The sequence below is a fragment of the Bacillus sp. EB106-04-02-XG92 genome (assembly GCF_058791995.1).
Map to the genome: position 1 here is coordinate 314,606 of NZ_JBYTEA010000005.1, position 13,021 is coordinate 327,626.

The 13,021-nt window shown below is 35.3% G+C and carries 18 protein-coding genes and 1 riboswitch; of the genes, 6 read left to right on the top strand and 12 right to left on the bottom strand.

The features are described from left to right. Positions 1-53: 53 nt before the first annotated feature. The 7 genes from AC3WVA_RS15445 to AC3WVA_RS15475 form a co-directional block, all read right to left on the bottom strand. Positions 54-1,403 (bottom strand): aspartate aminotransferase family protein, encoded by a 1,350-nt coding sequence (locus tag AC3WVA_RS15445; RefSeq protein ID WP_142342026.1) that lies wholly within the window; start codon positions 1,401-1,403, stop codon positions 54-56. Positions 1,404-1,592: 189 nt separating this feature from the next. After that, positions 1,593-3,143 (bottom strand): solute symporter family protein, encoded by a 1,551-nt coding sequence (locus tag AC3WVA_RS15450; protein ID WP_001103249.1) that lies wholly within the window; start codon positions 3,141-3,143, stop codon positions 1,593-1,595. A 2-nt stretch (positions 3,144-3,145) separates the two neighbouring features. Then, positions 3,146-3,487 (bottom strand): DUF485 domain-containing protein, encoded by a 342-nt coding sequence (locus AC3WVA_RS15455; protein WP_098374986.1) that lies wholly within the window; start codon positions 3,485-3,487, stop codon positions 3,146-3,148. Positions 3,488-3,721: 234 nt separating this feature from the next. Continuing rightward, positions 3,722-4,351, bottom strand: coding sequence for a sterol desaturase family protein (locus tag AC3WVA_RS15460; RefSeq protein ID WP_048527128.1), 630 nt, complete (start codon positions 4,349-4,351; stop codon positions 3,722-3,724). An 83-nt stretch (positions 4,352-4,434) separates the two neighbouring features. Next, a complete protein-coding gene (locus tag AC3WVA_RS15465; protein ID WP_048527127.1) occupies positions 4,435-4,728 on the bottom strand; it encodes a hypothetical protein in 294 nt (97 codons plus the stop codon). A 19-nt stretch (positions 4,729-4,747) separates the two neighbouring features. Then, entirely contained in the window at positions 4,748-5,380 is a 633-nt protein-coding gene (locus AC3WVA_RS15470; RefSeq protein WP_041926407.1) for a LysE family transporter, read from the bottom strand. 138 nt (positions 5,381-5,518) lie between these two features. Next, on the bottom strand, positions 5,519-6,247 hold the full coding sequence (locus tag AC3WVA_RS15475) for a YqcI/YcgG family protein (protein WP_048527126.1): 729 nt from the start codon (positions 6,245-6,247) through the stop codon (positions 5,519-5,521). A 267-nt stretch (positions 6,248-6,514) separates the two neighbouring features. On the opposite strand from AC3WVA_RS15475, the gene cspB reads away from it, so the two are divergent. Both cspB and AC3WVA_RS15485 read left to right on the top strand, forming a co-directional pair. Next, complete coding sequence (gene cspB, locus AC3WVA_RS15480; protein ID WP_001161731.1) at positions 6,515-6,712, top strand: cold shock-like protein CspB; 198 nt, start codon at positions 6,515-6,517, stop codon at positions 6,710-6,712. Between the two features lie 119 nt (positions 6,713-6,831). After that, positions 6,832-7,080: a DUF2564 family protein gene (locus AC3WVA_RS15485; RefSeq protein WP_000534396.1), complete on the top strand. Its 249-nt coding sequence runs from the start codon at positions 6,832-6,834 to the stop codon at positions 7,078-7,080. Between the two features lie 33 nt (positions 7,081-7,113). On the opposite strand, the gene AC3WVA_RS15490 is transcribed toward AC3WVA_RS15485, so the two are convergent. The 3 genes from AC3WVA_RS15490 to AC3WVA_RS15500 form a co-directional block, all read right to left on the bottom strand. Beyond that, positions 7,114-7,290 carry a zinc-finger domain-containing protein gene (locus AC3WVA_RS15490; RefSeq protein ID WP_000358801.1) on the bottom strand — a complete coding sequence of 59 codons (177 nt, stop codon included), beginning with the start codon at positions 7,288-7,290 and terminating at the stop codon, positions 7,114-7,116. A 12-nt stretch (positions 7,291-7,302) separates the two neighbouring features. Next, positions 7,303-7,962, bottom strand: a complete 660-nt coding sequence (locus AC3WVA_RS15495; RefSeq protein ID WP_098345428.1) for a ribonuclease H family protein — start codon at positions 7,960-7,962, stop codon at positions 7,303-7,305. Positions 7,963-8,110: 148 nt separating this feature from the next. Beyond that, positions 8,111-8,599 (bottom strand): QueT transporter family protein, encoded by a 489-nt coding sequence (locus AC3WVA_RS15500; protein WP_001026476.1) that lies wholly within the window; start codon positions 8,597-8,599, stop codon positions 8,111-8,113. A gap of 6 nt (positions 8,600-8,605) precedes the next feature. Beyond that, a riboswitch (PreQ1 riboswitch) is annotated at positions 8,606-8,650 on the bottom strand. Between the two features lie 132 nt (positions 8,651-8,782). Here AC3WVA_RS15500 and AC3WVA_RS15505 point away from each other — a divergent pair. The 3 genes from AC3WVA_RS15505 (at position 8,783) to AC3WVA_RS15515 (ending at position 11,030) form a co-directional block, all read left to right on the top strand. Continuing rightward, positions 8,783-9,655 carry an aldose 1-epimerase family protein gene (locus AC3WVA_RS15505; protein WP_098520758.1) on the top strand — a complete coding sequence of 291 codons (873 nt, stop codon included), beginning with the start codon at positions 8,783-8,785 and terminating at the stop codon, positions 9,653-9,655. A 69-nt stretch (positions 9,656-9,724) separates the two neighbouring features. Then, on the top strand, positions 9,725-10,111 hold the full coding sequence (locus AC3WVA_RS15510) for a reverse transcriptase-like protein (RefSeq protein WP_000573872.1): 387 nt from the start codon (positions 9,725-9,727) through the stop codon (positions 10,109-10,111). 13 nt (positions 10,112-10,124) lie between these two features. Continuing rightward, the gene (locus AC3WVA_RS15515; RefSeq protein WP_128805654.1) at positions 10,125-11,030 is read left to right on the top strand and encodes a DMT family transporter; all 906 of its coding nucleotides are present in this window, start codon (positions 10,125-10,127) and stop codon (positions 11,028-11,030) included. Positions 11,031-11,032: 2 nt separating this feature from the next. On the opposite strand, the gene AC3WVA_RS15520 is transcribed toward AC3WVA_RS15515, so the two are convergent. Then, the gene (locus tag AC3WVA_RS15520) at positions 11,033-11,293 is read right to left on the bottom strand and encodes a DUF6123 family protein (RefSeq protein ID WP_001195212.1); all 261 of its coding nucleotides are present in this window, start codon (positions 11,291-11,293) and stop codon (positions 11,033-11,035) included. 183 nt (positions 11,294-11,476) lie between these two features. On the opposite strand from AC3WVA_RS15520, the gene AC3WVA_RS15525 reads away from it, so the two are divergent. Next, on the top strand, positions 11,477-12,037 hold the full coding sequence (locus AC3WVA_RS15525) for a cysteine hydrolase family protein (RefSeq protein ID WP_098345430.1): 561 nt from the start codon (positions 11,477-11,479) through the stop codon (positions 12,035-12,037). 33 nt (positions 12,038-12,070) lie between these two features. On the opposite strand, the gene AC3WVA_RS15530 is transcribed toward AC3WVA_RS15525, so the two are convergent. Next, positions 12,071-12,931 (bottom strand): GNAT family N-acetyltransferase, encoded by an 861-nt coding sequence (locus tag AC3WVA_RS15530; protein WP_098520759.1) that lies wholly within the window; start codon positions 12,929-12,931, stop codon positions 12,071-12,073. Positions 12,932-13,021 lie beyond the last annotated feature (90 nt).

Consider the following 13,021-nt stretch of genomic DNA (forward strand, 5'->3'; position numbering starts at 1 on the left):
AAACTCCTCCTACTAAACAAAAGCGAGCTGTAATCTACAGCTCGCTTCATTCATTAAATGCGTTCCATCGCTGTCTTCAACGTTCCAACAACAAAAGCGATTTCTTCACTCGAAATAACAAGCGGTGGTGCTAATGTTAAGACGTTATTGTATCCTGCTGTTGTCATACCGTTTCGCCCTATAATTAACCCTTTTTCTTTACAAGCATTTACAACACTTGCAATTTTGTCGTTATCAATTGGCTCCTTCGTCTCTTTATCATTTACTAGCTCAATTCCAACTAGTAAACCTTTTCCTCTAATATCCCCAACAAGTGGATGCTCTCCAATTTCTTCTTTTAATTGCTCTAATAAAAGCGAGCCCATTTGTGCAGAGCGCTCAACTAAATTTTCATTTTCCATAATTTCTAAGTTTTTAAGTGCTAATGCACAAGCCGCTGGATTTCCACCAAATGTATTAATATGACGGAAGAATTCATATTCTCCCTTCCCTTTAAATGCTTCATATATTTCTTTTTTCACAGCTGTTGCTGATAACGGTAAATATGCGCTCGTAATCCCTTTTGCCATCGTAATGATATCTGGCTTCACATCATAATTCATAAATCCAAATGCTTTTCCTGTACGTCCGAAACCACAAATCACTTCATCGCTTATGAGCAAGGCACCGTGTTTTTGACACGTCTCATGAACAGCTTTCATATAGTCTTGTGGCGGCATTAAAATGCCTCCACCCGTAATAATTGGTTCCATAATAAAAGCTGCAATCGTTTCACTTAATTCCCATGTCATAACGCGATCTACTTCTTTCACACATTCTACATCATAAATGTTCTCTCTTTCTATTCCAGGCATACGATAGCAATCTGGCGGCGTTACATGTAAAAAGCCTGAAGCAAATGGCTCATATTGATATCTACGCTGTGCTTGTCCCGTCGCTGCCATCGTTGCCATTGTATTTCCATGATACCCGCGGTAACGTGACATAAATTTATAACGATGTGGTTCACCTTTTTGCGCATAGTATTGCCTTGCTATTTTAAAAGCTGTTTCGTTCGCTTCCGAACCACTATTAGAGAAGAAAATAACATACTCTCCTCCAAGCCACTCATTTAATTTTTCTGCAAGCTTTATAGCTGGTTCATGCGATTGTGACATCGGAAAGTATGATAATGTTTGTAATTGCTTATAAGCCGCCTCTGCGAGCTCTTTTCTGCCGTATCCACTATTCACACACCAAAGACCACTCATACCATCTAAATATCTTTTCCCTTGTATATCTTCAACCCAGCACCCTTCTGCTTTTGCCCCTACCATTGTATTATTTGGACTAAAGGGACGCATTCCGTGCCAAACATATTGCTCATCTTTTGCTAATAATTCATCAGTCTGTTTCGTTTTCATCATTTCTTCCACCTTCCATAACAACTTATTTTTCACAAAAGCTGCGCTGGTGCCATGATGATTTAAATTTCTCCCTGCTTATTTTCATTCCACAAAATTAAGACAAATCCTACTTACAAAGCAGTATTATTTACAATAAAATGACAAAAGAAAAAGGAGCTTTTCTTATTATCGAAAAGCCCCTCTTTTTTAATGTGAAGACGCATCACTAATACCATGACCAGTATTAGATTTCACAAGAATTTCATCAAACTTCGCCGCATCTTCTTTCTTACTAGATAAAATGGTCCCTAAATACGCTGCAAGGAATCCGAGCGGGATCGAAATAATTCCAGGTGTCGTATATGGGAATATCGCTTCTCCAACGAATATAGCTTTTCCAGCTACAGGATTCCAAACATTCGGACTTAACGCTACGAGAACAATAGCTGATACAAGACCAACAATCATACCAGAGATGGCGCCCGCTGTATTGAAACGCTTCCAATATATTGTGAATAATATAACTGGTAAGTTTGCACTCGCTGCAACTGCAAATGCTAATGAAACTAAAAATGCTACGTTCAATGTTTGAGCAAATAACGCTAATATAATGGATAATACCGCTACTCCAATAGACGCATAGCGAGCCATTGAAACTTGCTCTTTTTCCGTTGATTTCCCCTTGCGAATAATTTCATTATAAAAATCATGTGCAAAGGCTGACGCTGCTGTTAATACAAGGCCTGCCACTACAGCTAAAATCGTTGCAAAAGCAATGGCTGATACGAAAGCAAATAAGAAATCTCCACCTAACGCTTTCGCTAATAAAGGTGCTGCCATATTACCAGCAGGATTTGCTTTAATAATTGCTTCATTTCCTACAAATGCTGCTGCCCCAAATCCTAAGAAAATTGTCATAATATAAAATGCGCCAATTAACCAAGTCGCGTATACTACAGATTGACGTGCTGTTTTTGCATCACGTACTGTAAAGAAACGAACAAGAATATGTGGTAATCCAGCTGTACCAAGAACTAGTCCTAAATTTAAAGATAGCGTATCCAGGCCATCTTTATACTTTACTCCTGGATTTAAAAACGAGTCTTTTAACGGTGTAGCTGTCTTCATTTGCGCGAACATTTCAGTCACACTAAAATTAAATTTTGCGAAAACGATAACAGAAATAATAAATGTACCAGCCATAAGTAATACAGCCTTTACAATTTGAACCCAACTCGTCGCAGTCATTCCGCCAAAAATAACGTACACTGTCATTAATGTACCAACGATTAAAACAGATGTCGTATATTCGATTCCTAATAATAATTTAATAAGTGCACCAGCCCCAACTAATTGTGCAATCATATAAAAAATCGAAATCGTCATCGTATTAAGCGCTGCAACTCCGCGAACTTTTTTCGCATCAAAACGTGCCGCAATCATATCAGCTAACGTGTACTTCCCTAAATTTCTAAGTGGCTCTGCAACTAAGTATAATACAACTAAATAGGCAACCAAGAAACCGATACTATAAAAGAACCCATCAAACCCAGTTAACGCGATCGCCCCAGCTATACCAAGAAAGGACGCAGCAGACATATAATCTCCCGCAATAGCCAGACCATTTTGCCAACCAGTTAATCCCCCTCCAGCCGTATAAAACTCACTCGCATTTTTCGTTTTCTTCGATGCAAAATAAGTTATGACGAGTGTACCAAGTACGATGATTAAAAATAGTGCAAAAGCGGTTACATTCAAAGTCAGCCCCTCCCTTTTTGCATATCTTGCAGAATGTTTTGTGAGATTTTATCAAAGGATTCCGCTTTTTTGCTGTAAATCATACATAATGACCACGTCATAATAAATTGAGCAAATGCAAATACCCATGCCCACGTAACATCACCGAATACCGGTGTATTGAGTACCTTTGAATACGATGTTAAAATAGGTAACGCAATAAAAAAACTTAAAAAGAAAATACTCATTGGAACGATGAACTTCTTTTTCGTATTTAATAGCAATTGAAATTCTTCTGACTGAACAACCTCTGTATAATTCACCTCATTTTGCAACTTACGTGCTGACGTATCATCTCGTTTCATTCTCTAATCCCCTCTCTTACTAAAAATATAATTCCCCCATGTATACCTAAAGACTAAATTTTATAAATATTCAGAAACTTATTTTCATTTTAGACAATCCATACATTCCTGCAAAGATTTTTCGATAGACATTTTTCGGCAATTTCCCCTAAGTTTTTAATATACTTTTTCAGCATAAGATTTACACACTAGCCAAGCTTCCATACTCGTTATAACAAAATAAAAAAGTAGTGCTTATCGCACCACTTCTGTTTTTTTCTCTTTTTCTAAATTACGAGCTGTCTCACTTAATTCAACATCTTTTCCATCTTTAAGCGTTCCAAATAGGAAATCAAACACTGGATTTGAAACACCGAACCAAAACTTTTCATTTTTATAATGGTGTAATATGTGCTGTTTTTTTAGCCATCGTCCAAACTTAGTGACAGGACGAATTGGCTTATGTGCAATATAATGTTTCCATTCATAAACGAGAAGCATAATAATCATACCAATCCCGAATGAAAGTGTAATAGTAACACTTTTTGTTATAGCGTATGATAGGAGTAAATATATAGTAAAGCTCGGTATACTAAACCATACAGGCAAAAATAATAGTTTTAAATCATCTGGATATACGTGATGATCATAATGTAATCTTCTTAGCATTTTTAATAAAAATACGTTTTTAGGTGGTTTTAAGTGAAATAAAAACCGGTGTGTCATATATTCGTTAAGTGTATAAAAAACAATCCCAAACAAACAGGCTAACATACCGATCCATGTGAATAATTGCATTTTTAAAATAATGATAAAAATAAATAAAATACTATACATAATAACGATATCATGTTGTAAAAAGAACTCTTTCCCTACTCTCTTCATCTTCCTTCCCCCTTTTCCAAAAAAACAGCCGCAACATATCGTTACGACTATTTCTTTTATTTTCTATTCTTATTCTATTCACTTTACAAATTTGCCTGCTGCTCTATTGTCGAGAAAAAATTATTCGATCCAAATATATTTTGCTTCGGAATAATATGTTCCACCGCAAACACTGTTACTTCTCCTCTTTGAACCTCTCCAATAATGAGCCCAAATATTTCATGATTTACCGCAAACGTCGGTTGCTTTGTTTGTAGTAATCTTGCCGCATTATGAAATACCGCTTCATAAAGTGGATCCCTATCAGTAATTTCTTTTCGGATTTTTGGTGCTAACGTAATAATAATTTCTTTTTCCTCAATAGTGGTTCGATACATAGAAATCTCCCCTTCAATCTTATGTGAACAACTGTAAAGCTTTGTATGCAAAATGGATAGAATATCCTACTAAAATAATACCTGCTCCGGCTGTTATATAGCCTAATGCTTTTTGCTTTAATAAAGTTCTGCCAAAATGAACAGAAAAAGCGATATTTAAATTCCATAAAATAATACCTACGATAATACAAAGACTGTACAAAAAGGCTTCTTGTTTCGTTACCTTCGTAAGCAACGAGCTAAGTGTACTTCCGTATATACCAAACCAAAAAACAAGATTTAATGGATTGGATATCGCAATTAAAAAACCTGCCATAAACGATTGTTTCAGGCCACCTACCTCTTCTTTTTTATATTCCATATTCGAGTGGGAAATTCCTTGTTTTACACTTTGAAATCCTAAATAAAATAATAAGAAAAACCCTGTGCAATACATAAAAGCTTGTACATATGTATACATAAACAGAGAAGATAAACCGAAATAGATGAGAAGCATAAACAAAATATCGGCAGTCATTCCACCAATTCCAACAATCCACGCATGCCAAAAACCTCGTTCAATGCCTCTTTTTAACATTTCAATATTAATCGGACCTACTGGTGCAGCTAATGAAATACCTAATACAATTTGTTGTATAATCGCTCCAAACATCGCTCTGTCCTTTCTACTTCCTTTACTATTAAGTAATGATGTAATGTTTAAAAATAGACTAGCTTTCATCAAAATATTCACTACTAAAATACCCTTTTTTATCCAAAATATGCAAAAGAGCCATCTAGATGATGGCTCCTACTTTTCTATCTTATGAAGAAAAGGACATTTTCCTTTTATCGGCTCTACATCGTCTCCTATGAAGTATTGTTTCCATTCGCGATGATCTGGATCACCATAATGACTAATGTTAGGATGCTTTGGCAGCTGATCCCACTTTTCAACCCGCTCGCGAACCGTTTGTCTTGAATATGCTCCTTTAGGACGATCCCCTTCTAATCCATCAAAAATGGTGCGTGGTTGAAACCCAATAACGAGAGAATTTCCTAAGTGCCTAGTTTTTCGTTGTTTATAAGCTGGTGCATTTCCAAATGCAAATATCGGTTCACCACCAAATGAAAATTCCCATAAGTAATGGTCTGGGTCTTCAGGAATTTGCTTCGGCCATGTTTGATCATCGTTTTCATGTAAATATTGTAGTACTTTCCAAAAGTAATCCCGATAATATTCCAGTGATTGTTCCTCACATTCCGGTTCCACAAAGAGGAAAAATCCTCTTCTTACAATTGGGCGCTCTTTCATTAACTCTAAAAAAGATAACATCGTATGTGGCAAATGACTCCAATCATTATGAGAGAGGAAGGAATAACGAAGCTCATTCTTTTTCAAAGCTGTTAAGCCGAAATAACACGGGAAAGTTGGTTCTAGCACGACATTCGAAAAATTTTGAAATTCTTTTGTAACCCAATTCGGTATGTCCGTTCTCGTTCTCATTCCTTCATTATCTAATAAATAAGACTCATTCATTCTTTCTTTCACCTCATTATGTATAGCATTCAATTATGAATATTACATACTCGGCCTGTCCTATACCTATTTAAAAATTCGACCGGAAAATTATTTAAAAATACAAAAAAATAAAATCGCTTACTTGACTAAATTCTACCAATTCGTGTATATTTAAATTAATCATTTAGCAGAATATTCAAGATTATAGCATTTTTAGTTTATATTATCTTTTCAAATGAATTTCACTAAATGAAAAAAGCAAATGTTTTTAGGAGGAATTGTAACATGCAAGGAAAAGTAAAATGGTTTAACAACGAAAAAGGTTTTGGATTTATCGAAATGGAAGGCGCTGACGATGTATTCGTACATTTCTCTGCTATCCAAGGCGACGGCTACAAAGCTTTAGAAGAAGGTCAAGAAGTATCTTTCGATATCACTGAAGGAAACCGCGGACCTCAAGCTGCTAACGTAGTAAAACTTTAATCTAACATATGACAGGAGGTTACCTAACTTGGTAACCTCCTTTGTTATTCCTTTGTATATTTCCGTTTTCCAGAGCAAAAACTATGTGAAATGCGCAATATACAAAGGAGGAATTAGCAATGGGATCAGAAGTAAATGATTTTGAAGAAGTAAAATTCCGTGTAGAAACAGCACAAAAAATGGTAGGATCAGCGACAATTTCAATGGATCCAGATACATTAGAGCATGCTACTACTGCTGTAGAAGCCGCTCGCTCTCAGCTTGAAATTATGAAGTCTGTTGCAACAGATTTAGATGAGCCATTTCTGATGAATGAGGAAAAAAAATTAAGTCAATGCGAGCATCAATTAAATGAAGCGAAGCACTAAAAAACATCCAGAGAATTTTCTCTGGATGTTTTTTCATGACAGCTGTTCTCCATACTTTTTCAACGTTTCTCCAACTGTACATTGCCTGATACAAAATGAATGAGCGTAATACTTACTATTCGTCTTTCGATTATGTTCTCGCAAAAAACACCCTTCACAATACGTTTCTAATAAGTCATTTACCTCTGTAATGAGTTGCTTTTTATCCACCTTTGCACCTCTCTATTCGGTTATTTCTTTATGACTATCAATAACTGTTCCTTCTAATGCTTGCGTAGCTAATTGATGTGCTTCTTTATTTTGTTTTCTAGATATCGGCTCACATACAAGTTTTAATTTCATTTGCTTCGCCTTTTGTTCAATTTGATCTAAATAATGATTTAAATGTTCATCATAACAAGGCCATTCTCCAGCCAATTGCTGCAGTACAACTTGAGAATCTCCGCGAAGTGTAACTGCTTCATACTTAATAGCTAATTCCTCGAGTATATTCATACCGTATAATAATGATGCATATTCCGCTTCATTATTATCATATATGCCTTCTATATATGCATTACGGCGAATTCGGTATTTTTTATTTCCTTTTTTATAGTATACACATATACCTACCCCAGCTTCTTTCGTCTGCACATCATAGCCGCCATCAAAATAAACGTGTATTTCTTGAGGCTCTTCCTCCACTTGTTTACTCAGCTTTTTCATTTCCTTTAATGACCATTCGGCATCCATTTCATCGTAAAATAGTAGTTCTTTCACCCTACCCGTTTTCTCAAAATCCTCTGCAAATTGAAGTACTTCTTCTATGTTCATATAATCTGTCGTTAATTCCGTCTGCAAACCGCGCTTCGTTTTATACAACCAATGAATTTTATATTTCATACTAGATTCCCCTTATATAAGACTTCTTATATGTAGCCAGCTAATGAAAGCCTCACTTTATTTTATTATATTGTATCAATAGTCACAGCATTATATTCAATGTGATTACATACAAAAAGAGCTATCCCTATAGGAATAACTCTTTCATCTATTGCATAAATCTTTCAAATTGTACTCGCTTGTTAATCCAGTACATTACAGGCATACCAATCGCCATGACAACAAATTCACCAACTGCACATGTCAACCAAGACAACATAAATGGTAAACCCAATGCAAGATGAAGTTCAATTGCAATCATAAACATTGTAATTGTAAAGATAACTGTATTAAAAATCATACGAGCCCAAACACCTTTAATAAATCGCATAGAAATAATCGTTGCAACTAATGCAAGAATAGATTGCCCTACTCCAAATACTAAATCGTAAGCGATCATAGGTGAGAAAAAGAGATTCGTTAAAAATACACCTAATACAATTCCGTAAATTGCTTTCTTATTAAATACAACAAGATGATTAAACATCTCTGAAATACGAAACTGTACATTCGTAAAGCCAAATGGCTGAATAAGCATAGAAACAGCAATATATAATGCCGCTAAAATACCATTACCGACTAAAGTTCTAATATTCATGACAAAATCTCCTTAGTTTTTTTACGTGGGATGGTTTCGAACCACGTTATTCGTTTTTTAAGCAACAAGATTATATTTTACGCAATACACACTCTTTCGTCAATAGATTCCTATCATGAACTACCTTTTTTCTTTTAGACAACGTATAATAAAACATATGAAAGTTTTAGGAGGTTTCACTTCATGACAGCAACAATTCAAAATGAAAAAGTGATCGTTTCCATTTCTGACAAAGGTGCAGAATTACAAAGCGTTCGCTTAAAAGAAGATAACACTGAATACTTATGGCAAGGCGATTCTACTCATTGGGGGCGCCGCGCACCCATTTTATTCCCAATTGTCGGCCGATTAGTAGATAATACATACTACGTAGATGGTACACCATATTCTTTAACACAACACGGCTTTGCTCGTGATCTTACATTCTCTGTAAAAGAACAAAGTGAAACGAAAATCACTTATATTGTTACTAGTAATGAAGAAACATTAAAAAAATACCCATACGAATTCGAATTACTTGTTTCTTATGAGCTAGACGGACAAATCGTTCATGTAACATATGAAGTAAATAATCCTGCTTCAAAAGAGATGTTCTTCTCAATCGGAGCACATCCTGGTTTCAACTTCCCGTTATTAGAGGGTGAATCATTTACAGATTATCATTTATCCTTTAATGGTTCTGAACGCTTAGAAACAAGCGTATTAGAAGGACCTTACCTTTCAAGCAAAAAACAATTAATCGCTGAAAATACGAATGAATTACCACTTACATACGATTTATTTAAAAATGATGCACTTATTTTTGAAAATATGAACACGGATGAAATCTCTATTCGTTCTCATAAACATAATAAATTTGTAAAAGTAGAATTTGACGGATTCCCATTTGTCGGCGTATGGACACCAGGCGAGAATGCACCTTTCTTATGTATTGAACCTTGGTACGGAATTGCCGATGAAGTAACTCCAGCAAAAGATTTCAAGGAAAAAAAAGGAATTCAATCTTTACAAGCGAATGAAACATTTACATGTCGTTATAGCATTACAATCGGCTAATTACTCTATCCCCTACTTCAAAGAAACATATAAGTAGGGGATCATCTTATCATTTGGAGGTTTCTCATTTTGATTGAAGTATATATTGATGGTGCATCAAAAGGAAATCCTGGTCCTTCTGGTGCGGGAGTATTTATTAAAGGGGTTCAACCAGCTGTACAATTATCATTACCCCTCGGGACAATGTCCAATCATGAAGCAGAATACCACGCTTTACTTGCGGCATTAAAATATTGCACGGAGCATAATTATAACATTGTCTCTTTTCGTACAGATTCGCAACTTGTCGAGCGAGCTGTCGAAAAAGAATACGCAAAAAATAAAATGTTTGCACCTTTATTAGAAGAAGCACTGCAGTACATAAAAAATTTCGACCTCTTTTTTATTAAGTGGATTCCAAGTAGTCAAAATAAAGTTGCTGATGAGTTAGCTAGAAAGGCTATCTTACAAAATTAACGGGGGTATGAGTGTGAAAAAAGATTGGATTGCTCCTCTTGCTTTATTATTTGTCTCTTTTATTTGGGGAGCTACGTTTGTTGTCGTTCAAAATGCTATGTCTTTCGTTGGTCCATTTACTTTTAATGGTATTCGCTTTTTATTAGCTGGAATTATTTTATTATTCGTTCAAATGATTTTCGCAAAAAAAACTTCAAAACAAGATATAAAACAGAGTAGCCTTGCTGGATTAATCGTTGGATTCTTTTTATGTGTTGGCTATGTGTTACAAACATTCGGCTTACTTTATACAACTTCTTCAAAAGCAGGATTCTTAACAGGGCTTAGTATCGTTATGGTACCTATTTTGTCTTTTATCTTTTTAAAACAAAAAGCTACTATTTTTATCGTAATGGGCATTGCTGTAGCAACAGCAGGTTTATACTTATTAACAGCTGGTGATTCATTTCAATTAAACATTGGAGATATACTCGTTCTCGGTTGCGCGGTTGCTTTCGCTGCTCATATTCTTGTTAATGGCTTCTTCTCTAAGAAAATATCACCTTTATTGTTAAGTACGTCGCAAGTGTTAGCTGTCGGTATGTTTTCTTCTATTTGCGCCTTTTTGTTTGAAGATTGGGAAAAATTATTTTCAGCAGCACTATGGACGAATTCTTCCTTTTTATTCGCCCTATTTCTAACTTCCCTATTCGCAACATCCATTGCTTTTTTCATTCAAACATCAGCGCAAAAACATACGTCTCCAACGAGAGTAGCCATTATTTTCGCAATGGAGCCCGTTTTCGCTGCCTTAACAGGCGTTCTCGTTGCAAACGAACAACTTTCTATTTCCGCTATTATCGGATGCCTCTGTATTTTCCTAGGCATGGTGTTTGTTGAATTACCTTCCAAAACAAAAAAAGAAGCGCAGGCTGCGTGAAGTTACGCTTGTAACTTCCGCATAAAAGCCTTAGCGCTTTTTTTATCTGTAATCTCTTCTTCTTTCAATCGTTCTAATAGCGCAACAAAATAACTCCCATCAAACTGTAACTGATGTTTAATTGTCGCTTCTATTGCCGCGTTCACAATTCCATCAGATGCACCAGTATATCCTTGTCCGAACATAATAAACCCTTGTGCTTCCTCTGATAGTTTAAATCCTTTCGTATGTAAGAATGAAAGATAATCTTCTACTGTTTGCATGATATTCCCACCTACTCAAAAATTCTCCATCTCCTATCATACATGTTTTTACACGCTATGAGAATGAAATTTATATGACAACTTTGTAAATCTATCCGAAGTAGACGATAGAGGATTTCCTTACAATATAAAAGAATATGTAAAGGGGAACTTATTTTATATTAAAGGGGATAGGGATACAAAATGAAACAAGCACTATTAATTATCGATGCCCAGCAAGAATTAATGGATGGCAATGAACAAGAAAATGAAGTTTTTCGTAAAACAGAACTACTATCTACACTAAATACAGCCGTACAGAAAGCAATCGATTCAAATGCCCTTATTGTTTTCGTAAGAGATATCGATGTTGCTTCTGGTAGCGGTGAAGGATTTGAAGTACATAATGAAATTCAAGTACCTCAGTCTGCAATCCTTATTAATAAAGCAGCAACGAACGCATTTTATGGCACTTCTTTACTTGAACTTTTAAAAGAAGAAAAGATTGGCCATATCGTTATCGGTGGATGTAAAACAGAACATTGCATTGACACCGCTGTTAGAACAGCTACTGTACAAGGATTTGACGTTACATTAATTAAAAATGGTCATTCCACAACTAATTCTAACGTATTATCTGCAGAGCAAATTATTGCTCATCATAATAAAATTCTACATGGACATTATAATGTGGATCATTTTTCTATGGTGAGAGATATCGAGAAAGACCTATTTCAACCGACTCACGACCAATATCGTGATTAATAAAAAAGAATCCTTCATTTAGAAGGATTCTTTTTATCCGAAGATTTGCGCTGCAATACTGTATAGTTCCCCATTTCTTTTCAAAAAACGAGCACTATTTTTCATCATAATTGGTGGTGTATTAACCTTTTGAAAGCCAACAGACTCTAATTGATTCATAAAATCGTTTTTCCCCTCTGGTACATCAATTCTTAATTTACCATGATGCTCTCTTGCTAAATAATGTACAATCCTCATTGCCATCGCATCATCTTCAGCAACGACCGGACCTATTATTTTATTTTCTGGTGTTTGTATACTTAAACCGTAACCTAATACATTTTGTTCCTTATCCTTTACAACGATACACTGTTCACTTTGCATAATTCTTTTCGTTACAAACTCTTTTCTATTTGTTCCAAACGCATATTCATCTAATTTTATTAGTTCTTCTAAATCACACTCTTGATAATTCATTATATAATCTTCATTTTCTATACAATAATCATTCACATTGTACGAGTTACATATGTATTTAGAAACATAGCTTACTGCTCTAAATCCTAATTTTTCATATAAAGGCTTTCCCTCGTCCGTAGCAATAAGCATAATGGAAGTTTGAGCTGATACGCTCTTCATGCATGCATTCGTTATCGTCTTTCCAATCCCGCGTCCCTTATAATTCGGATGTACAATGACCATTCCGATAGATGCTAATTTCTCTTCATATAATATTATTGCCGCACTAGCAATGAGTTCCTCTCTCTCATTCCACACACCGTATACAATACCTGAGCTAAAAATAGTCTCAATTTCTTCCCTGTTATAATCCCACCCAATATAAGAAGATAATGCAACAATATCGCCTATTTGTTCTTCCCTAAGACGTTTCACCCTAATTTCCAATTCAATCATAATCCATCCCCTTATCTAGACATTTAAATCATTATTATCAAATCAACTTGTACATGTTTCCCTTTATTTGTCACACACATATCCTATTTT

Excerpts from the sequence above, each read along its gene's own strand:
- AC3WVA_RS15445 (WP_142342026.1), bottom strand. The coding sequence starts at position 1,403 with ATGAAAACGAAACAGACTGATGAATTATTAGCAAAAGATGAGCAATAT.
- AC3WVA_RS15455 (WP_098374986.1), bottom strand. The coding sequence starts at position 3,487 with ATGAAACGAGATGATACGTCAGCACGTAAGTTGCAAAATGAGGTGAAT.
- AC3WVA_RS15460 (WP_048527128.1), bottom strand. The coding sequence starts at position 4,351 with ATGAAGAGAGTAGGGAAAGAGTTCTTTTTACAACATGATATCGTTATT.
- AC3WVA_RS15465 (WP_048527127.1), bottom strand. The coding sequence starts at position 4,728 with ATGTATCGAACCACTATTGAGGAAAAAGAAATTATTATTACGTTAGCA.
- AC3WVA_RS15470 (WP_041926407.1), bottom strand. The coding sequence starts at position 5,380 with ATGTTTGGAGCGATTATACAACAAATTGTATTAGGTATTTCATTAGCT.
- AC3WVA_RS15475 (WP_048527126.1), bottom strand. The coding sequence starts at position 6,247 with ATGAATGAGTCTTATTTATTAGATAATGAAGGAATGAGAACGAGAACG.
- cspB (WP_001161731.1), top strand. The coding sequence starts at position 6,515 with ATGCAAGGAAAAGTAAAATGGTTTAACAACGAAAAAGGTTTTGGATTT.
- AC3WVA_RS15485 (WP_000534396.1), top strand. The coding sequence starts at position 6,832 with ATGGGATCAGAAGTAAATGATTTTGAAGAAGTAAAATTCCGTGTAGAA.
- AC3WVA_RS15495 (WP_098345428.1), bottom strand. The coding sequence starts at position 7,962 with ATGAAATATAAAATTCATTGGTTGTATAAAACGAAGCGCGGTTTGCAG.
- AC3WVA_RS15500 (WP_001026476.1), bottom strand. The coding sequence starts at position 8,599 with ATGAATATTAGAACTTTAGTCGGTAATGGTATTTTAGCGGCATTATAT.
- AC3WVA_RS15505 (WP_098520758.1), top strand. The coding sequence starts at position 8,783 with ATGACAGCAACAATTCAAAATGAAAAAGTGATCGTTTCCATTTCTGAC.
- AC3WVA_RS15520 (WP_001195212.1), bottom strand. The coding sequence starts at position 11,293 with ATGCAAACAGTAGAAGATTATCTTTCATTCTTACATACGAAAGGATTT.
- AC3WVA_RS15525 (WP_098345430.1), top strand. The coding sequence starts at position 11,477 with ATGAAACAAGCACTATTAATTATCGATGCCCAGCAAGAATTAATGGAT.
- AC3WVA_RS15530 (WP_098520759.1), bottom strand. The coding sequence starts at position 12,931 with ATGATTGAATTGGAAATTAGGGTGAAACGTCTTAGGGAAGAACAAATA.